Source organism: Pseudomonas sp. LBUM920 (assembly GCF_003852315.1).
Classification (GTDB): domain Bacteria; phylum Pseudomonadota; class Gammaproteobacteria; order Pseudomonadales; family Pseudomonadaceae; genus Aquipseudomonas.
Map to the genome: position 1 here is coordinate 1,886,571 of NZ_CP027762.1, position 20,405 is coordinate 1,906,975.

Sequence of the window (20,405 nt, forward strand, 5' to 3'; positions counted from 1 at the left end):
GGGATATTCTTTATGGTGATGTCACTAAGTCCCCCATAGCTAAGATCAATGCGACACGTGTTGAAACCTTCGAGGTTCCATTTTTCGGTTGGTCTGTCTGGATTTCAGCTATATCAATGCTAGAGTTATATGAGGTCTATCGTTATCTCTATCTATAGAGAATAAGACTATCTCTCCTGTTGCAATCGGTATGGGGAATACTTTGTTAAAAACACTTCTATCGAAATGATTCCAAACTTATTTTCCAATCTCAAAATTAGGGTGGTCATTCGCACCCGGTAGTTTTCCTGTGCGCGTCTTTCCAATGGTACTTAAATGGAGATGAGTGCCCTGGTTTCCCAGCCTGAAATGGGTAAAGATATAAGTTTTAGTTTTAGTTTTGGTTTCATGGTTTTTAGTTATTTAAAATAGTAATCATCTGGGCTGTTTATATATACATTAGGGTCGCTAAGTGAAATGAATCTGGCTTTGAATTCTATTGAGGCATTTTCGCTGGTTGCGTGAAACTCGAAGTGGTCATTGTGTTTTTTTATTTCCACCTTGAATACCTCGTGGGCGGGTATGTTTTGTACTTTTAATTCTTTAATGTTATGACAAATTAATCCTGTCCTGCATGTGTTATAGCCTTTGTTCTTCCACTTTTCCGGCAACTGGTCCGGAAATTCTGGTATGTCAAACCCTAGGCCGACACAGGGTTGGTCGTTATCAATCCTCATGGAGAAAAGAGCAATCCTGTCAATTGCTATCGGTTGGCTAAAAATCTTTCCGAAAAATATACTTCCGTCTAATTCATTCCAATATTTCATTTTTGCTTCCTAAATGGATAGTGTTCCTTTGCCCCGGGTATGCTGCCTTTTCGGGGTTTATCAATTGGTCGTAAGTTGAAGTGTGCGGAATGGTCTCCTATTCCATCTGCTCTGCCAAAATTATGCCCTGCTGAGTGGTCTTGTATAAGCACTTTTGAGCCGTCAGATTTTGTAAGTTGATAGACCCTTGTGTCAATCGGTAAGCCGTTGTTATTCAATATATTTTTATCGTTCAGGTCTGTCATTCTTTCTATCTTGTATTGTTTTTCTCTTCCTGTTTCTGGGTCTACGAAGACGTCAGGGCGCTGCACCATTGGTATATTTGCATCTCTTTTAGCTTGCCTGAATGCTCCTTTGCGAGAAACTTCGGGAGTGTCCGGTTCGTCCGGTGTTTTACAGCGTGGCTGCCTCGCTCCTTTGGGTGGGCAATTGGCAGTCAGCCCTAACGGATCTATCCACCCTGTAGGGTTGGGCACGTACTGGTACGCATTGATCCCACCCGCCAGCTTCACCGGGTCCGGCGTCAGGTAACGACCAATATCTGGATTGTAGTAGCGATGTCGGTTGTAGTGCAGGCCGCTTTCTTGGTCGAAGTATTGGCCTTGGAAGCGCGGCGGGTTGTCGATTTTGTTGATGTCTAGGCGGGTGATTTGGCCATAGGCACGGTGATGCGCAGACCAGACGATTTCGCCGTCGGGGGCGGTGAGCTCCTGCGGGGTGCCGAGGTGGTCGAGTTGGTAGTGGAAGGGCTGGGTGTCTTTCGGGCCGAAACCTTCCAGCAGTGCTAAGGGCCGAAAGCTGTCCGGTTCGTAGAGGTAACTGCGATGCCTGTCCGCGTGATGCTCCGCAACCAGCTTGTCGCCTTGCCAGAAAAACTCAGTGGTTATCCCATCAACGGTTTTGCTGATCCGCCGACCGAACGGGTCATAGCGATAGCTGGCCGTTTGCCCGTTCGGCTGGGTAATGCCGATAAGCCGATGCTGGCAGTCGTAGCGGTACTCGGTAACGAGTTGATGACCCTTACCGCGTCTTTGGCGGATCAGATTGCCGAACGCGTCATAGTCATAATGATGATCGCCTTGGATCACCAACCGATTCCCCGCCACGATGTCCGGACCGGGTCGGTCTTGCATCAGCAGGTTGCCGGCCGGGTCGTGGCCGAAACGCTCTTGCTGGTCTTGCGAATGATCCGCGCGGGTCAGGCGGGCGAGGGGGTCGTAGTGGTAGTGGTGTTCGCCTTTACGAGTGTCGAGCAGGCGGGTGAGGTTGCCGGATTTGTCGTAGTCGTAGTGGCGGCGGTAGAGCTTGTGTTCCTCTTGCGTCACCGCGTGGGCGTGGAGACGGTTTTGGTCGTCATAGTCGTAATGGCTGAGGATCTGGCCTTGTTGGCGTTGGCGTTCTTTTCCGGTTTTGAACAGGTGAGAGGTGAGGGTTTTGCCGTTCAGCTCGACGGTGGCGAGGTGGCCGCTTTTGTCGTGGTTGAAGGTGAGGCGGTTGTTATCCGGCAGGCGCAGGTTTTTCAGCTGGCCGCAGGCGTCGTAGCCGTAGCGCAGGGTGCCCCAGCCTTGGTGGTCGGCGGTGAGGCGGTTTTGGCTGTCGTATTCGTAGGCTAACGCCCAGTGGCCGTCGTCGACGCTGAGGAGGTTGCCCTGGCGGTCGTAGGCGTAATCGACCACTCCACCGTCTGGAAGAGTTTTTCGTACGAGGCGGCCGGAAAAGTCTCGCTCGTAGCGGGTGACTAGCTGACTGCCGTCATCGCCGTGTTCGGTTTTCTCCAGTAAGTTGCCGCTGAGGTCATACACGTAAGTCGTGCGCTGACCGTCAAAGCCGATTTCCTGCTGGATCAAACCGTTTGGGTGGTAATCAAGTCGGTAGGTCTCGCCGACTTCGTTTTCGATCTCGGTCAGCAGTAACCGCACGTTGTCGTAGCGGTAGTTGACCTGGGTGCCATCAGCATTTATGCGACGGCTGATCAGATGCAAACCGCCGGCATATTCGTAACGAGTGACGTGGCCCAGTTCATCACGTTCGGAGGTGATTTTTCCGTACGGGTTGTGGCTGAATTCCCGCGTGGCACCGCCTGGAAGTACGACACGAACCAACCGACCCACACCGTCCCATTGATACTGCGTCAGCGCGCCATGCTCATCCTCACGCGCAACTTGTCGTCCAACATCGTCATAGCGATAACGCTTAACCCCACCATTCGGCAGTTGTTCCTCAACGAGCTGTCCACGCTCATTCCAAACCAGCCGATGAGACCCGTTATCCGGGTACCAAACCCCAATCAGCTGCCCGTGTTTGTCGTAGGTGTAGTCTGTAATGTGGCCGTCAGGATCTGTCTGACGCGTAACGTCGCCTTGTTCGTTACGCTCATACTTCCAAACCGCTTCACCCCGCCGTACGACCCGTACGAACCCGTTGTCATGCTCGTAGGAAGTCGGCTCATCCTCCCCAGGAAACAACGCCATCAAACGTCCGGCGTCGTCATACTGATACGCCGTCACCGCCCCCAGCGGATCCTGCTCAACCGTCAGCCGGCCCTTGTCATCGTAGGATTTAAAATGCTCCGCACCGTCCGGATCAATCCGCTGCACCAGCCGCGCCCGCTGATCGTGGACATACACTTCCTGACTGCCATCAGCGTTGTGAACCGTGACTTTGCCGTTGTCATCCCAGACATAGCGCGTGTCCATCTGCGAAAAACTGGCCCAGTGCCGAACACATCGCGCGGCCTTGCCAGACCGTTCCCACGCCCAAAAGAAACTCGCCCCACCGGCCAGCTGCCGCTCAAGAATGACGTGCTGATCGTCGTACCGATAAACCTCGCTTTCACCTACGGCATTGGTCGCTGAAACCAGTCGCCCAGCGTCGTCATAGACGTAGGAAACGACGTTCTGCTCCGTCACCCAAACATACGGCTCACGGCCTTTGGCGCGATGAACTTGATAGTCCACCGCCACAATTCGGCCCAGTTCGTAACGCAAAAACAAACAACGGCCGACACCGTTATCCAGCCGCTCAATCCGCCCCAAACGATCACGAGAAATGCGCAGTCGGTTGTCATACGCATCACTGATCGCCGCCAGTACACCATCGCGAAAGTGGTAAAACCGTGATGCCTGGGCCAGCACCAACTCATCGGGCAGGGCACCCAAATAGATCGCCGCTTCAGCCAAGCTGTTGGTGATCGCCGGTCGAGCGGCGGTAGGCAAGGGCAGGGCAGTCGATCGATTTTCATGATCCGTCCAAACCACCGAATCACCCGTCACCACCAGCCGCTGCGCCAGCGAGTGACTCCAGCCAAACCCCAACCCACAATCCACTTCCACCGCACTGGTGCGATACAACCGCGTCCACTCAAACGGCAAAATTCCGTCCAGCGCACCATCGGTAAGCGTCAGCAATTCCTCCCCGGTGACCATCGACACCGGGCAGCCATTGGTGGCGGTTTTGTCGGCAGGTGCCGCGGCATCTCCCTGGGGATTTTTCGCAGCGACAGGCACATCATCGACGTGTTCCTGGCGCACCAACGCGGTCTGCTGTTTCTTGCTACGAACCGCCGGCACTGGGTTGGAAACCAACTGATCCCCAGCCTTCAACGGTGCAACCGGCACCATCTTGATTGGGATTGCGGCACTCCGTCCCAGCAACGGCTTAACCACTTTGGCATGCGGCTCCAACCGGGGCATCACCAGCTTATTAGCCAGCAACTCCAACAACTCCGGCGTCCGCTCAGACTTGATATGTCCCAGCACCTTCGTACCCAGGCGCAACGCCACACCCACGCCTGCTGTTGCCCAAATCAGCAGCAGGTTGATCAACACCTCGCCAGTGATTTCCCCCATCAATTCATGCATTTCTTTCGGCGGCAGCATGCGCATCCAGCTGACCATTGCCGACACGTAAATGAACAACAATGGCTCATCGCTGAGCACCAGCAGGCCGTCGGCGATCGCGTCGTTGCCGAGCTTCAGCAGCTCATCAAGTTCAGTTTGGGAGATGTAGTGCAGCAACTTCTCGCTGTTGGGCTTGATGTCCGCCAGTAAATCAACCAGTTGAGTTATGTTGTCCCACAGGTTGTAAAGCGCTTTGCCCATGCCACTTAGAAACGCCGTTTCCACCATCTTGCGCTGGTCTTGCGGGATAGCGTCCGTAAAGTCGTTCCAACGTGCCTCAAGCGTGCTGTTCCATTCGTCGCGCAGGCGCGCTTCCAGTTCCGCGATCACCGACTGATAAGACGCATACAGCGCCTTGACGTGATCCTTGGAAACGTTGGGATAAAAACTGATTCGGTACTGCTGGTTGCGATCACACTCGGTGATTTCAAGAATGCCGCTGGGGCCGATGGTCTTGTGGATCGGCTCACCCAGTGGGCCACCGTTGGGGTCGACGCGTTGCAGTATCACCGGCGTATCGCCGATGGGCACAAACTGCGTGCTTTGGAACATGTGCACCAGGGTCAACGTGCCGTTGGCCTGGCAGGTGGCGACGGTGCTGCTGGGAAAAATGGAGGGGGCTATGGGCGCGACCAGCGTCACTTCATCGCCAACCTTGAACACCTGCTCGACATCCAGCTTCGAAAAGCTCCAGAAGCTTAAAGCCCAGTCGTCAAAGGTGTTCAGGCAGCCCCGGAAATCACGTAAGACGCCTTCAACATCCGGCGCTTTGACGTCCATGGGCCTCAAGGCCAGCCGGCCAATAGCCGGGTTCAAAAGGCAGCCCTTTCAGCCCAGGTAGTCATTGAGAAATACATCGGCGGTCCCTCGCACTGAATAGTCAGGCGAGAGACTTTGAAGAGGTTCGTCAGGTAAATATGTCGGCGCTATTCGCCGGGGAGGCTAGGAGGTTTCGGCAAAATTTCGGGTAAACGCGAGGGCGATCGTAGGAGTCGGATTACAGGTTAAAAAGTCCTATAGCTTCAACTGCCCAATCGCTTTGCTCAACTCCCCGGCCAGCGTCGCCAGCTCATTGCTGGTGGTCGCTGAATCCACGGTCTGCTGCACCGTGTTTTCGGTCACATCGCGAATGCTCACCACGGCGCGGTTCATCTCTTCGGCGACATGGCTTTGCTGTTCGGCCGCCACGGCGATCTGGGTGTTGCTTTCGCGCATCTGCGCCACGGCGCCGGTGATTTCGGCGAGGGCCGCGCCGGCTTCCTGGGCTTGCTGTACGCAGTCGTCGGCCTTGAACGAGCTTTCCTGCATGAAGTCCACCGCATCGCGGGTGCCGGCCTGCAGCGCCGAGACCATGCGAGTGATTTCGTCGGTGGAGCTTTGCACCCGTTTGGCCAGGTTGCGCACTTCGTCGGCGACCACGGCGAAACCACGGCCCATTTCGCCGGCGCGGGCGGCTTCGATGGCGGCGTTGAGGGCGAGCAGGTTGGTCTGTTCGGCGATGCTGTGGATTACGCCGACCACGCCGTTGATTTTCTGGCTGTCCTCGGCAAGCTTCTGGATCATCTCGGCAGTCTGTTGCACGCCGGTGGAAAGCCCGGCAATCGAACGCTGTACCCGGCTGACCACTTCCTGGCCGCTGCCGGCGAGGGTGTCGGCGGTTTGGGACAGGTCGCGAGTGGCGCCGGCGTGCTGGGCGATGTGGTAGACGGTGGCGGTCATCTCATTGATCGCGGTGGCGGCCTGGTCGGTTTCGCTCTGCTGGCCGAGCATGCCGTGCTGCACCTCGTTCATGCTGCTAGCCAGGCGCGCGGCGCCATCATCCAATTGCTGCGCGGTGCGTGCCACGGTGCTGACCACCCGCTGGTAGCCGGCTTGCATGGCGTTGAAGGCGCTGGCCATCTGGCCGACTTCGTCCTTGCAGGCCAGGGGTACGCGGGCCGACAGGTCGCCGGTTTTCTCGACGTGCAGCATCACGTCCTTGAGGGTGTTGAGTTGGCTGAGCAGAAAGCGGATCAGCAGTTGCGAGGCGCCGAGCATCGCCAGCATCAGGATCAACACCGCCACCGCGTAGTTGGCGAAGCGTTCGCCGAACACTTGGCTCAGGCTGCGTCCGTAGGCCAGCACGGCGACCTGCTGGCCGTCGGCACGCGCGATCAACTCGGCGCCGATCAGCGGGTTTTCACCGAACAATGGCATGTGATTAAGCTCGACCCAACCGCTGGCATTGCCCAAGGCTGACAGATCCTGATTGGCCAGCTGTGGGACTTGTCCACGGGAAAACGTCAGCCAATGCTCGCCCTTGGGCAATGGCTTGTCGGCGGGCCAGGCACTCAACAACCGCGCCTGCGCCTGTGCCGCAGCCTGGGAGGCATCGCTGCGCGCCTGTTGCTCGAGTTGCACGGCGTAGAGCACGAGCAACAAGGTGGTGATGAAGGCGACCGCGTTGACGGCCCAGAACTTGTATTTCAGCGAGATATTGCTAAGCCAGGCACCCATGGAAGGTTTTCTCTGATAGCGGAAACAGCATTGGCAAGGTGCCATTATTGTGCCGCTACTCAGGAAGCCGGTTTTGACATGGGTCAATGCGCCGCATTAATCCACTTCAGGCAAACCAAAAAATGCGCGCGAACAGGCGGTGCTGTGTGCAGCCAAGTCTTCCAGGGTTTCGTTGCGGTGCAGGGCGACTTCGCGCAGCACTTCTGGCAGGTAGGCCGGTTCATTGCGGCCGTTTTTCGGCTTGGGTCGCAACGTGCGTGGCAGCAGGTAGGGCGCGTCGCTTTCCAGCATCAGGCGGCCACGTGGGATTTCCCTGACCAGCGGGTGCAGATGCGTCCCACGGCGCTCGTCGCAGATCCAGCCGGTGATGCCGATATGCAAGTCCAGGTCGAGGTAGCTGAACAGCGCCGATTGTTCGCCGGTGAAGCAATGCACCACGGCAGCGCTCAGGTGGTCGCGGTAATCCTTGAGGATCTCCAGCAAGCGCTGGTTGGCGTCGCGCTCGTGAAGAAACACTGGCAGTTTCAACTCGACGGCGAGTGCCAGGTGTTCTTCGAGGACTTTTTCCTGTTGTGGGCGCGGAGAAAAATCGCGGTTGAAATCCAACCCGCATTCGCCCACTGCACGCACGCGGCTTTCGCTGAGCAAACCCCGCAATTGCCGCGCGCTGTCGCCGTTCCAATCGCTGGCGCAGTGGGGATGAATGCCGGCGGTGCTGAACAGGCGCTGGCCGCTTTCATCGAGTTTTATGCAGAGTTCCAACGCCTGCTCGCTGCCCTCGATACTGGTGCCGGTGAGCACCAATTGCTGCACGCCGGCGGCATAGGCACGGTCGAGAACGGCCTGGTGCCTCTCGTCGAAACTGGGGTTGGTCAGGTTGACGCCGATATCAATGAGTTGCATGGTGCTATCTCCGCCTGCGGCCGGAAAGCATATCAGAGCTGTAGATTTATAAGAAAAACGAAGAACTACAACGAGTTATAGCTGTCTTTGAACGTCGCAAGTGACATTGTGGTCGGTCGTACGCCGTCCTCCATGCCACCGTTGCGCGCCTTGCCAGCGCATAAAGCGCTCTGTTTCTGACCTCCAGCCTTTCGCCTTTCGCGAGGGGGCTGGCCAGTATTCTTTCCGGAGAGCGGATGATCCGACCCTCGGCGTTGCTTATGTTGTGCCTGACGTTACTGCTGCCCATGGCGGCGGTCGCACGTCTGGATGGGCCGCTGGAAGTGACCAAGCCCGGCAAGGTACGCGACCTGGCGCAGATTCGCTCCAGTCGCACGCTGCGTGTGCTGGTCAATCAGAGCCGTAACAGTTCCGGTGAGGTCCAGGGCCAGGCCATCGGTGTTGAATACCATCGCCTGCGCGCCTTCGAGCAATACCTGAACGGCCACGCCCGTGACGGGGAAGAAATCACTCTCAAAATTATTCCAAAAGCCAAGGACCAACTGCTTGGCGCGTTGGCCCGGGGTGAAGGCGACCTGGTGGCTCCCGGTGAATTGCTTGATGTGAAGGCTGCGCACAAGATCAGCACCAGCGACCCCATTGCCAGTGATGTACCGTTGTGGCTGGTTGGCGTGAAGGGCGAGCGACGCTTTACCAAGCTGGAGCAGTTGTCCGGGCGCACGCTGGCCCTGACTACCGGCAGTGCAGCGGCGGATGCGATCAATCAGGTCAACCAGCAACTGGCCCTGCACAAGCGACCGCCGGTGAAGGTGGAATGGGTCGATCCGACCTTGGCGGTGGAAGATGTATTGGAGATGGTCCAGGCCGGGATCTTCCATCTCACCATCGTCGAGAAACCCATTGCCGAACGTTGGTCGAAAATCCTGCCCAAGTTGCGCTTTGATCGGCAAGTGGCTATCAGCGAGCCGGGCGATGAGTACTGGTTTGTGCGCCAGGATGCCTCAATGCTGCGGGCCAGTATTGACCGTTTCCTCAAGACCTACCGAACCCCTTCCGACCAGGACGTGGCGTTCCAGCGTATCTACCGACGCCTGTATCAGGTGCGCAATCCATTGGCTCGGGCCGACCGCCAGCGCTTGGAAAAACTGCGCCCGGTCCTGCAAAAGCATGCCCGCGAGCAGGGCATGGACTGGTTGAACCTGGCGGCGCTGGCGTTCAAGGAGTCGGCCCTGGACCCCGGCGCGCGCAACAGTGGCGGCCCGACCGGGCTGATGCAGATCACGCCTTCGGCGGCGCAGCGGGTGGGCGTCAACAATATCGAGAGTCTGGACAGTAATGTGCAAGCGGGCGCCCGGTATCTGGCGATGATCCGTCGCAAGTTCTTCGCCAGCCCCAAGCTTAACGAGCGCGAGCGTATGGCCTTCGTGCTGGCGGCTTACAACATGGGGCCGGAGCGGGTGCAGGGCATGCGGGCCGAGGCTCGGCGCCGCGGTCTGAACCCCAATCAATGGTTTTTCCAGGTCGAGCGTATTGCCATGGAGCAAGTGGGCATGGCTGGCGTCAGCTATGTTAATAGCGTGAACAAGTACTACCTGGCGTTTGATCGAGAGCGAGAGTCTCTGGAGCCGACAGCGCCAAAACTTGCTTCACGCAAATGATCGGATTTATAGATGATTATTAAGTGATTTTTGCGCTTTTATGATTGCCTTATCCGATTAATATAACGGCCAAGCACCCCCTACCTGGAAAAGGATTAGCACCATGAGCCGATTGATCAACCGTATCCTGTCTACCCGCGCTGGTTATGGCCTGACCATCCTGCGAATTTTTGTTGGCATCATCTTCGCTGCCCATGGTTCGCAAAAACTCTTTGGCTGGTTTGGTGGCTACGGCCTGGCGGGCACTGCGCAGTATATGGAAAGCCTTGGGCTGACTCCCGGCACCTTGATGGCGGTGCTGTCGGGCGGCACGGAATTCTTCGCCGGCCTGGCATTGATCATCGGTTTGCTGGCGCGCCCGGCGGCCTTGGGCCTGACCTTCCTGTCGCTGGTGGCCATCTTCTCGGTGCATATTCATAACGGTCTGTTCATGGCCAACAACGGTTATGAGTTTGCCCTTGCCTTGCTCGGCGGCGCTTTGGCGGTGCTGCTGGAAGGGGCGGGCAAACTGTCTGCCGACCGCGCCATCGCCCGCTGATACCCAGATAAAACCCGGAAAAAGCCCGCCCTGTGCGGGCTTTTTCGTTGCTCGGGATTCTTGACACTGCCCCACCGGCTTCTCTAGGATGCTGCTCATGCGCCGATTTAAACAGCTAATTGCGGGGCGCCACTGGGCTCGATACAGCCCGACAGAAGCATGCACTCATCGAGAGTCAGGCTTCGAAATACCGCTAAAGCGCTGGTTCGGTGTTGCCTCTCACCTGCCCGCAGACTTTTGAGGCAGAGACACGACACGATGAATGCACTTCGCCCCCTCATACGCCTGGCCCCGATCACCGCGGACCTGACTCAGCGCAATCCGAAAATCCTCCTGGGTGGCAAGCACCAGCCTACGCTGCTGCGTTACCTCGATGGCTGGCCGCGTCGCACCGGGCGGCCTTCGGCGTTCCTGATCCAGTTTGTGGAAGATGGCGACTCCCTGGCCCGATTTGCCACCAACAGTTTCGACCTTGCGGTAATTCAGGCGCCTAGCGCCGCTGATGCCGATGAAGTCATCCGTCAGCTGACGCGCATTGCCCGCCAAGGGCTGATCGCTCGTCGTTGAAGGCTTAGAGCTGGATGGCGGTCACGGCCGATCGACGTCGCCGGTTGTAAAGCGACACCATCCACGCGATAAGGCACAACAGCAGCGGTACGGCGCTGATCAGCAGCAGTTTCAGGGTTAGCTCCACTTTATGCACCGATGCGTAAGCCTCGACCTTGAGCGCCTGTAACTCCATGGGCAGTCGCAGGCGTTCCTTGTTCAGTGCCTGCAGCTGGGCATTGGTATTCACCGCTTGGGTGCCGAAGCCGGTGTCTGGCGGTTTCAGGCGTTGCCATTCGTGCTCGGTTCGCTCAAGCCGTCGTTCAAGTTCTCCCGCCTTTTGGGCGTAGGCCTGTGCAGCGGCTTCGCGCACGTCTGAAAGCGGGTTGGGCGATTGGCTGGCCGTTGCACGGGGTCGAATGCTCGCGAGAACGTCAGGAGCCGCCAGGTTATCCAAGGTATTCAAGATAAACGTAACGTTGCTGTTGGCGGCAGAGCTGATGACAGAGTCCATGAGTAAATCAGTGTCGGCGACCACCACCACCTGAATGTCTGCGGCCTTTTGCAAACCAGCAGACTGCCCGTCGACACCGTCTGGAAATGCGGAATAGGCGGGGCCGCCGAGGCGAGCCGCTATCACCTGGCGTTGGCCGACAGCAGACGGTTGTTCGATCAGTGAGTCGAGTGCGGTGGTTGATGCAAAGCGCGCAGCGTCCAATAGCGCAGACTGCGTGGAGCTTTGCAGCAGCGGGGTGAGCAGCGTGCGGCTTTTCCTGATGCGAGAAAGTGCGCCACTGCTCGAGACAATCACCGTATCCAGTTTCCACGCGCTGACGTCGTCCGCCGTCATCGCCTGGCGCGGCAGGCTCAACCTGGCCGGATGGAAGACGGTCGGCTTGCCAGCGCCGGGAGACGCCGACGAGGCGTAGAGATTATCCACCAGCAGCTTGTCCGCCGGCATCTGTACGCCCCATGCGGCAAGCAGGCCGTCCAGCATGGGATTTGCCGGCGCGGCGTCTGACGCGCTCTCGCTCAGTGGGTCGAGAAAGATCAGCAGTTTTCCGCCCCTGAGGACAAACTGTTCGATCGCGTACAGGGTTCGCTCTGGCAGTACGCGCGGGTGGACGACCATCAGCGTCCCGATCGATTCAGGCACTTGGGGAATGTTCGCTGCCAGGCTTTCGAGGGTGAAGTGCTGATGCATTTTCGCCAGTAACAACCCGCCGGACTCGTTCAACGCCAACCCTGTCAGCACGCCAATAACGGGTGGCGCTGGGTGCCCCAGTGTGTAGATCAAGTGGCTTATTTCATATTCGAGCATCGGTTCGTCATCCAGGCTGAATGCGTCGATACGTTGTGCAGCCTGGCCTGCACGCACACCTATCAGACCGAGAAACCCGCGTGTGTCGTCCAGCCCGAACAGGCCCGCTTTATAGGCCTCTTCTGAATAAGGCCCCGGATCAATAACGTGCAAGTTAATCCTGCCCCTGGCGGCTTTTTCGAACTCCTCAAGCAGATCTCCCACCCGTTCGCCATAGCGTTTCAACGCTTGGCTTTTTCGCGGATCATGGCGTGAGTTGAAGTAATACAAATCCAGTGGTTCCTCAAGTGAGGCGAGCAGTTGCCGGGCCTGCGGCGACAACGTATGGATTTTGTGTTGTGAAAAGTCCCAACGGATATCGGGAAGGTTGTTTACCCAGACCAGATTAAAGGCCAGAAAGAGTAATGATATGACCGTAAGTGTCATACCCGTGCGAATAGCGGATCGCATGCGGTGCTTTCCTTCTCAACGGGTTTTGTAATTGAGTGTGACTGCTGTTGCCGCAAGAAAGGCAAGGATCATGCTGACGAAGTACAGGCTGTCATGGAGTGTCAGTTTGCCGTTGTCGAGAGTGCCGAAGCGTAAGATCGGGTCAAGCGCGATCAGACTGTCTACCACCCAAATAGGCGCCTGGTGCTCAAGGGCATCCAGTGCTGAAGAAAGCATGCTGACTGTAAGCAGCAAACCGAGCGAAAGTAGGAAAATAACGATGCGCCGATGAGTCAGTGCGCAAATAAAGCATCCCACCGATAGATAACTTCCCGCGAGCAACCCGCTCGCCAGAAATTGTGAGGTGATAACGGCGTTGTCCGCAGCGCCCAGGTAGTTGGCGACAACCACCAAAGGGAAAGTCAGGGCCAAGGCAATGCCACACACGACCCATGCGGCCAGAAATTTCCCCAACACCCGTTCGACGGTCGTGATGGGCAGCGTTTTCATCATGTTGCGCATGCCAGGGTTATGTTCGTCCGACCACAGCTGCGTTGACAAGCTTGGAATCAGCAGCAGGTAGAGCCAAGGGTGTAACTGGAAAAACACCTGTAAATCAGCACCGCCTTCTTCGAGCCATGGGCTCGTATTCAGCCCCAGTGCCGCGCACAGCAGTACAAACGCAGCAACACTCAGGTACGTGCCTGGCGTACGGGCATAGCTGACGAGTTGACGCTTGAAAATCACCGGCAGCAGTTTCAAAGAGATACCTCATGACTCAAATGGCGAACGACTTCGTTCAGGCGCCCTGTTTCCAGTTTCAATGACGTGATGTTCCAGCCGCGATGGGCGATAAGTGCGTTGATATGGGGATAGATGCTGTGACCGGGCAGGGCCAGAACGGTCACGGTGCCGGGTGTATGCCGGTCTTCTTCTATGCCGGCGACGCCGGGTAAGACGGCCAATGCGAGTAAATCCAGCGGGGTTTCTGCGGCCAGGGTGACGGCCCGGTAGTGTCGGGATTTGCGCTGAAACTCGGGCAGCGGCGTGTCAGCCACCAACTGGCCGCGCGCGATAACCAGTGCCCGCGTGCACAGGCTGGCCAGCTCGTCGCAATGCCGGGAGGCGATAATCACCGCCATTTCTTCGGTCAGGGACTGGACCAGTGTTCTGAATTTGATCCGTTGATTCGGCGCCAGACCCTCGGTCGGTTCATCCAGCAGAAGCAGGCTGGGTGTATGCAGGATGGCTTGCGCGATGGCTACCTTGCGCTTCAAACCTACGCAAAGCGCACCGACAGGAACGTTGAGCACACGCGACAATTCCAGGCGCATGGCTGCTCGATCCACTCGGCTGCGTTTTTCAGCGCCGGTGAACCCTCGAACGTCGGCAATGAAGTTGAGAAAGCCTTTAACGGACATCGTCTGATGGCTGAGCCCGGCCTGGAGCTGATAGCCGAGGACTTTGCGTGCTTGAAGTGGATGGGTCTGGGTGTTGAACCCATGGACGGTGATGGACCCGGAGGAGGGATTGGCGATGCCGGCGATCAAGTTCAGCAAGGTTGTTTTGCCGGCGCCGTCTTCCCCAAACAGACCAATACATTCCTGGCGCTGAGCAAACAATGAGAAGTTGTTGATGACTTTACTTTTGCCCAAGTACTTAGTCAGGCTGCTTATCTCGAGCATTTTTTTACCGATTAAGTTTGGCTGAGCGTATGGGACGTGCGTGTCGTGGATAGTTGAGCGTTAAAAAGGTTACGTTTAATCAATACGCTTGGGAACGCGCGGGCGAGGTTATAAGAAAAGTCCTACGTCAAGCCGGATAACTTACTGAAACAATTGCGCTGTTTCGAGAATGGTTAACGGTCGGATTCTTTATCTGGCGTTTATGTAAGGTTTGCTCTTTTGTAACGAGACCTGATTATCATGATGCTTCTACGTACTCTTGTTCTAGAACGCAGTGGCCAGGACGCGCCGGTTAACGGTGCGCTGCTCTGCGGGTTTGCTGTTGCCCAGATCGACTGCAACTTTCTCGTCTATAGCCTTGATGAAGAGACTGAGCCGGGCAACTCCAGGGTTTACATCGCCGCGTTACGGAAAAAACTCGACCGGCATTTTCTGGGCAGTGTCGAGTCCAAGGAAGACCTGCAAGTGGCTATGCAAGTCTTCAAGCAGATCCTGATGGCCGCGGCAGCCTCCGGCACTAAAGCCAGCGCAGTGAACGACAGTTCGATCGCTTTCCATTTCATTGATTTGAAAGGCTGCAAATTACCGCCGGCCAGACCGGAGGATCATCATTCGATGATCATCAAGAAGGCATTGGTAATGAAGGTGATTACCTTGGGCATGTCTGCGCCTGTCTTGCCTGCGATCGAAAGTGCTTCCTTGATCGTGCCGTCCATTCGCTTCTCATCACAAATGATCCCGCCCGCCAGAACTTCAAGCCCACCCACGCCCGTCGAGCCGCCGGTGCTTGAGCCTGTGGTTGCTGAGGCGTTGGATATCCCCGTCGCAACTGCGCAGAAGGTAGCGCTGGCAGAGCCCTTTGCGCAGCCGGCTCAACTGGCACCGAGTGAACCCGCGCCAGTGCAGCGCCCCGTTGAAATGGAACATGCATTGATGCCTGAGCTGGACAGCACGTTGACCAATCTTGCCAAGGTCGCCCAGGACCTGACGCAACAAAAAAACGCGGTCATTGAGCGAGAAAAAGTGCTTGAGCAGTGGCAGGCCCGGCTGCAACAAAAGCAGGGCGAACTGGATGAAAAGGATCGTGAGCTGGAGCAGCACGCGACGCAATTGCAGGAGCAGCAAGCATACGTCAGCCAGAAAGCCCAGAAGCTGGCGCTGGCGATGTCGCAGGTGTCAGGTATGCGACAGCGGTTGCAGGGTGTGCTGCTTGAACTGGATCAAACCCTGGAAGGCTAGAGTTGAAGCAATGTGCTTGCTGATCTGGCTACTTTTCATAGTTCATTTATCATCCCCCCTGCCAGTCGACGCCAAGGCATGATGCTGTGGCGTTTCGGCACCATTGGACATTGTCTGGGGATGCAAGCGTTTGAGTACCAAGCTGATTACCAAAGAAGGTCATGAGGCGCTAAAAAAAGAGCTGGATTATCTGTGGCGTGAAAAACGTCCGGACACCACGCGTAAAGTGACCTGGGCGGCGTCTCTGGGGGATCGCAGCGAAAACGCGGACTACCAGTACAACAAGAAGCTGCTGCGCGAAATTGACCGGCGGGTGCGCTACTTGCGCAAGCGGCTGGAAGATATGCGCGTGGTGGAATACATGCCTGAGCAGGAAGGCAAGGTATTCTTCGGCGCCTGGGTTGATATCGAAAACGAGCAGGGCGAGACCAAGCGTTTTCGTATCGTTGGCTATGACGAGATTTATGAGCGCATGGACTACATCTCCATCGACTCACCGATGGCCCGGGCGTTGCTCCGTAAGGAAGTCGACGATGAGGCCATCGTGCAAACCCCGACCGGCGAGGTGTGCTGGTGGATTACCGGTATCGAGTATGTGAAATAAACGCTGCTGGCCCGTATTCCGAATAGCGTACGGGCCATCAATGTTTCAACCTTCGCGCAATACCGTCAGTGGGCTGGCATTCAACGCACGACGCGTGCCGAATACGCCGGCACCGCCGATCAGTACGGCACCGATCACCGGCAGCAGTAACAGCCACGGATGAGGGTGCCAGGCCAGGTCGAACGCGTAGCGGTACAACACCCCTGTCACCAACTCCGTACCCAGCGCTGCCAGCAGGCCGCTGACTGCGCCGAGCAAGCCGAACTCGATGCGGCGTGCCTTGACCAGCAACTTGCGCTCTGCGCCCAGTGCGCGCAGCAATGCCCCCTGGCGAATGCGCTCATCCAGGGTGGCCTGCAAACCGGAAAACAGCACCGCCATGCCGGCCGCCAGTACAAACAACAATACGTATTCCACCGCCAGGGTCACTTGGGCGAGGATGCTGCGCAACTGCTCCAGCAAAGCCTCGACCTGCAGAATGGTGACGGCTGGGAACGCCCGTGACAGGTCAACGATCTGCTGATCATGGCCTGGCGCCAGGTAGAAGCTGGTCAAGTAAGTTGCGGGAAGGTCCTTCAAGGTGCCCGGTTGGAAGATCATGAAAAAATTGGGCTGGAAGTTATCCCAGTTGATGGTCCGCAGGCTGGTGACCCGCGCTTCACGATTTTCTCCGCCGACGGTAAAGATCAGATGATCGTTGAGTTTGAGCTTCAGGCTTTCAGCCACCTTGGCTTCCACCGAAACCCCGGGGACCTCATCGCCCGGTTGCTGTGACCACCAGGAGCCGGCTGTCAGCACATTGCCCGGTGGCAAGTCGGCCGCCCAGGTCAGGCTCAAGTCACGCTGCACCGCTCGGTCGCCGCTCGAGTCTTTGCTGACAATTTCCTGCACCGGTTCGCCATTGATGCTGATCAGCCGACCCGGCACCACGGGGTACAACGGCGCCGATTGCGCTTGCACATCCAGGAGTCGGGCGCTGAAGGCGTCTTTGTCGGCCGGCAGGATGTTCAGGGCGAAATAGTTGGGCGCATCCTTGGGCAACTGGTTTTGCCAGGTGTCCAGCAACTCGCCACGCAGCAGGGCGATCAAGCCCATGGACAGCAGGATCAGACCAAACGCCAGCGACTGCCCGGCCGCCGCCAACGGATGACGCAGCAACTGCCCCAGGCCCAGACGCCAGGGCAGCGTGGCGCGGGCCAACAAGCGCCGCAGGCTTTGCAGCAATAACAGCAACAGGCCGCCGAGGATCAGCGCAGCCACCACGCCGCCGCCCAGCAAGGCGAAGGTCAGCACCAGGTCGAGGCTGAGGCGCCACATAATCAGGCCGAGCGCAAACAGCGCCGCACCATACACCATCCAGGTACTGGACGGGATCGGCAGCAGGTCACGGCGCAAAACCCGCAGCGGTGGCACACGCCCCAGCGCCGCCAGGGGCGGCAAGGCGAAGCCGGCGAGGGCGACCAGCCCGGTGCCGATGCCCGCGACCGCCGGCAGCAGCCCGCCGGGCGGCACGTCCGCCGGCAGCAAGTCGTGCAGGAAATAGAACAGACCAAACTGCGCCAGCCAGCCCAGCAGGGCGCCGGCTAGGCTTGCCGCCACGCCCAGCACGCTCAGTTGCAGGGTGAACAGCAACATCGCCTCGCGGCGCGACAGCCCAAGGCAGCGCAACAATGCACTGGCATCGAAGCGTCGGCTGGCGAAGCGATTGGCCGACAACGCCACCGCCACGCCAGCCAGCAAGACCGCGACCAGGCTGGCCATGTTCAGGTAGCGCTCGGCCTTGCCCAGCGCGCCGCCGATTTGCTGGTTGCCGTCTCGCGAATCCTGCAGGCGCTGGTTGGCGGCGAGGCCTGGCTTGACCAGGTCGCGATAGGTTTGCAGCGCCGTGCTGCCTTGAGGCGCGCGCCACAGTTCACGGTAACTCACGCGGCTGCCGGGCTGCACCACGCCGGTGGCATCGAGGTCGGCAAGGTTGATCATGACGCGGGGTGTAAGGCTGTAGAAGTTACCAGCGCGGTCTGGCTCGTAAGTCAGTATGCGCGTCAGCCGCAGGGTCTTCATGCCGACATCGATGCTGTCGCCGACTTTCAGGTCCAGCGCCGTCAGCAGCCTTGCTTCCACCCAGGCTTCACCGGGCTTGGGCCCGCCGCCTGGGGTTTCAGTGCCGAACGGTTCTGCCGCACTTTTGAGCTCGCCACGCAGCGGGTACTGCTCGTTGACCGCCTTGATGCTGGAAAGCTGAATGCCATTATCCGTGGCGATGACGCTGGAGAACTCAACGATGCGAGCATGATCCAGGCCCAGTTCGGTCCCGGATTTGATTTGCTCGGGACGGGCTGGCGAGCTGCCTTCGAGTACCAGGTCGGCGCCGAGGAACTCGGTGGCACGCAACAGCATGGCGCCATTGAGGCGTGCACCGAAGTAGCCGATGGCGGTGCTGGCCGCCACGGCCACCACCAGCGCAAAGAACAATACGCGCAACTCGCCGGCGCGGGCATCGCGCAGCAATTGACGCATGGCAAGGCTGAACAGGCGCAACAGCGGCAAACGTGCCATCAAGGCTCCAGGGGCGCGACCATCAGGCCGGCTTCAAGGCGGATCAGGCGTCGGCAACGGTGGGCCAGGCGCTCGTCGTGGGTGACGAGTACCAGGGTCGTGCCGCTTTCTTTATTAAGCTCGAACAGCAGGTCGCTGATACGTTCGCCGGTGTGGCTGTCGAGGTTGCCGGTGGGTTCGTCGGCAAACAGCACATCCGGTTCGGCGGCGAAGGCTCGGGCGATGGCAACCCGTTGTTGCTCGCCACCGGAAAGCTGGCGCGGCGAGTGGGTCAGCCGTTGGCCCAATCCGACGCGCTCGAGCAGGTGTCTGGCGCGCTCGCGGGCGTCCTTGCGGCCGTCGAGTTCCAGCGGCAGCATGACGTTTTCCAGGGCATTGAGACTGTCGAGCAGCTGGAATGACTGGAACACGAAGCCGACGTGCTCGGCGCGGATGCGCGCGCGCTGGTCTTCATCCAGGGTGCTCAAGGCTTGGCCTGCCAGTGTGACTTCGCCACTGCTGGGCAGGTCGAGGCCGGCCAACAGGCCCAGGAGGGTGGATTTGCCGGAGCCGGAGCTGCCGACGATAGCCAGGCTATCGCCCTTGTTCAGTTCCAGGCTAAGTTCGTGCAGGATAGTCAGTTCACCTTCCGCGCTGGGAACCACTTTGCTAAGGTTCCGCGCGGTGAGAATGCTTGCGCCCATGGAGAATCCGATGCGAATGTGGTTTTTGAGTGCTGGCCTGGCCTTGATGTGCATGGCCCAGAACGCAGCGGCGGGTACAGTCCTGATCGTTGGCGATAGTATCAGTGCCGGTTTCGGCCTGGATACCAGCAAAGGGTGGGTGGCCTTGCTGGAGCAGCGGCTCAAGCAGGAAGGTTTTGACGACAAAGTGGTCAATGCGTCCATCAGCGGCGACACCAGCGCAGGTGGTCTCGCGCGGCTGCCGGCGGCGCTTGCAGAGCATAAGCCGGACCTGGTGATCCTCGAGCTGGGCGGTAACGATGGCCTGCGCGGCCAGCCGCCAGCGCAATTGAAACAAAATCTTGCGTCGATGATTGACCAGTCCAAGGCCGGCGGCGCCAAGGTGCTGCTGCTGGGCATGCAGCTGCCGCCCAACTACGGTCCCAAATACACCACGGCGTTTGCCGAAGTGTATGGCGCCTTGGCCAAGGAAAAAAGTATCCCGCTGGTGCCGTTTTTCCTTGAAGGTGTGGGTGGTCATCCAGAGTTGATGCAGGCCGATCAGCTGCACCCGGCGGTCGGTGCCCAGGGCAAGTTGCTGGAAAATGTCTGGCCAACGCTAAAACCGCTGCTATGACGCTTTTATACCGGCAGGCTTTCGGCTAAGGTGGCGCCCCCCCGATCTGGAGCCCCCGATGTCGCGCCCTGCCTGGTCCCTGTTCAATTACCAACTGATCGAGCCTGACGAGCAGCTGGACCTGTTCGCCTGCCAGGAAGTTCGGGTGCATCTGGTCGCACGTCAATTGGAGTTGGGCGGCTCGATCGATCGCACGCTTTGCGGGACTTTATTGCCCGCACAACCGCGTTGGTCCTCGGTCGACCGCTCGATCTTTCAAGACCAGCGACTGTGCCCCCTGTGCCGAGCCATCCTCGAATCGCAGAAGCGTGGCACACCGCCGATCTGGCCGGAGCTGCGTTTCGAGCTGTAAAGGCTTGCGCACGGTCGCAGGCCCTCTGCCTTACCCTCTGACACCCGTGTACAATCAGTTTTTTCCTACCCGTC

At 58.2% G+C, this 20,405-nt stretch carries 16 protein-coding genes; 7 read left to right on the forward strand and 9 right to left on the reverse strand.

The genetic code is table 11. The features are described 5' to 3' along the window. Window positions 1–398: 398 nt before the first annotated feature. The 4 genes from C4J83_RS08735 to C4J83_RS08750 form a co-directional block, all read right to left on the reverse strand. Window positions 399–806, reverse strand: a complete 408-nt coding sequence (locus tag C4J83_RS08735) for an Imm50 family immunity protein (RefSeq protein ID WP_124416802.1) — start codon at window positions 804–806, stop codon at window positions 399–401. Beyond that, window positions 803–5,485, reverse strand: a complete 4,683-nt coding sequence (locus C4J83_RS08740; RefSeq protein ID WP_124416803.1) for an RHS repeat-associated core domain-containing protein — start codon at window positions 5,483–5,485, stop codon at window positions 803–805. Before C4J83_RS08740 ends, C4J83_RS08735 begins: the two co-directional genes overlap by 4 nt. Window positions 5,486–5,719: 234 nt before the next feature. After that, the gene (locus tag C4J83_RS08745) at window positions 5,720–7,201 is read right to left on the reverse strand and encodes a methyl-accepting chemotaxis protein (protein ID WP_124416804.1); all 1,482 of its coding nucleotides are present in this window, start codon (window positions 7,199–7,201) and stop codon (window positions 5,720–5,722) included. Between the two features lie 96 nt (window positions 7,202–7,297). Further along, on the reverse strand, window positions 7,298–8,104 hold the full coding sequence (locus C4J83_RS08750; RefSeq protein ID WP_106576841.1) for a TatD family hydrolase: 807 nt from the start codon (window positions 8,102–8,104) through the stop codon (window positions 7,298–7,300). Window positions 8,105–8,340: 236 nt separating this feature from the next. On the opposite strand from C4J83_RS08750, the gene C4J83_RS08755 reads away from it, so the two are divergent. The 3 genes from C4J83_RS08755 (at window position 8,341) to C4J83_RS08765 (ending at window position 10,867) form a co-directional block, all read left to right on the forward strand. Continuing rightward, window positions 8,341–9,762, forward strand: coding sequence for an MltF family protein (locus C4J83_RS08755; RefSeq protein ID WP_106576840.1), 1,422 nt, complete (start codon window positions 8,341–8,343; stop codon window positions 9,760–9,762). 103 nt (window positions 9,763–9,865) lie between these two features. Then, a complete protein-coding gene (locus C4J83_RS08760; protein WP_124416805.1) occupies window positions 9,866–10,300 on the forward strand; it encodes a DoxX family protein in 435 nt (144 codons plus the stop codon). A 258-nt stretch (window positions 10,301–10,558) separates the two neighbouring features. Then, entirely contained in the window at window positions 10,559–10,867 is a 309-nt protein-coding gene (locus C4J83_RS08765) for a hypothetical protein (protein WP_106576838.1), read from the forward strand. Between the two features lie 4 nt (window positions 10,868–10,871). Here the strand turns inward: C4J83_RS08765 and C4J83_RS08770 are convergent, their stop codons facing one another. From C4J83_RS08770 to C4J83_RS08780, 3 genes are read right to left on the reverse strand one after another with little or no spacing between them, the layout of a single operon-like run. Further along, window positions 10,872–12,617 (reverse strand): Gldg family protein, encoded by a 1,746-nt coding sequence (locus C4J83_RS08770; protein ID WP_124416806.1) that lies wholly within the window; start codon window positions 12,615–12,617, stop codon window positions 10,872–10,874. 15 nt (window positions 12,618–12,632) lie between these two features. Further along, entirely contained in the window at window positions 12,633–13,358 is a 726-nt protein-coding gene (locus C4J83_RS08775) for an ABC-2 transporter permease (protein WP_106576836.1), read from the reverse strand. Continuing rightward, entirely contained in the window at window positions 13,355–14,281 is a 927-nt protein-coding gene (locus C4J83_RS08780; protein WP_124416807.1) for an ABC transporter ATP-binding protein, read from the reverse strand. Before C4J83_RS08780 ends, C4J83_RS08775 begins: the two co-directional genes overlap by 4 nt. Before the next feature lie 240 nt (window positions 14,282–14,521). On the opposite strand from C4J83_RS08780, the gene C4J83_RS08785 reads away from it, so the two are divergent. After that, complete coding sequence (locus C4J83_RS08785; protein WP_124416808.1) at window positions 14,522–15,520, forward strand: hypothetical protein; 999 nt, start codon at window positions 14,522–14,524, stop codon at window positions 15,518–15,520. Window positions 15,521–15,650: 130 nt separating this feature from the next. After that, window positions 15,651–16,124 carry a transcription elongation factor GreB gene (gene greB / locus C4J83_RS08790; RefSeq protein ID WP_083360479.1) on the forward strand — a complete coding sequence of 158 codons (474 nt, stop codon included), beginning with the start codon at window positions 15,651–15,653 and terminating at the stop codon, window positions 16,122–16,124. A 45-nt stretch (window positions 16,125–16,169) separates the two neighbouring features. Here greB and C4J83_RS08795 read toward each other — a convergent pair whose 3' ends face one another. Then, the gene (locus C4J83_RS08795) at window positions 16,170–18,680 is read right to left on the reverse strand and encodes an ABC transporter permease (protein WP_124416809.1); all 2,511 of its coding nucleotides are present in this window, start codon (window positions 18,678–18,680) and stop codon (window positions 16,170–16,172) included. Beyond that, complete coding sequence (locus C4J83_RS08800) at window positions 18,680–19,363, reverse strand: ABC transporter ATP-binding protein (protein ID WP_005786391.1); 684 nt, start codon at window positions 19,361–19,363, stop codon at window positions 18,680–18,682. The genes C4J83_RS08795 and C4J83_RS08800 overlap by 1 nt, the downstream gene beginning before the upstream one ends. Before the next feature lie 10 nt (window positions 19,364–19,373). Between C4J83_RS08800 and C4J83_RS08805 the strand changes: the two genes are divergently transcribed. Beyond that, complete coding sequence (locus tag C4J83_RS08805) at window positions 19,374–19,979, forward strand: arylesterase (RefSeq protein WP_164487917.1); 606 nt, start codon at window positions 19,374–19,376, stop codon at window positions 19,977–19,979. Window positions 19,980–20,037: 58 nt separating this feature from the next. Continuing rightward, entirely contained in the window at window positions 20,038–20,331 is a 294-nt protein-coding gene (locus C4J83_RS08810) for a hypothetical protein (RefSeq protein WP_016972348.1), read from the forward strand. The last annotated feature ends 74 nt before the right edge of the window (window positions 20,332–20,405 follow it).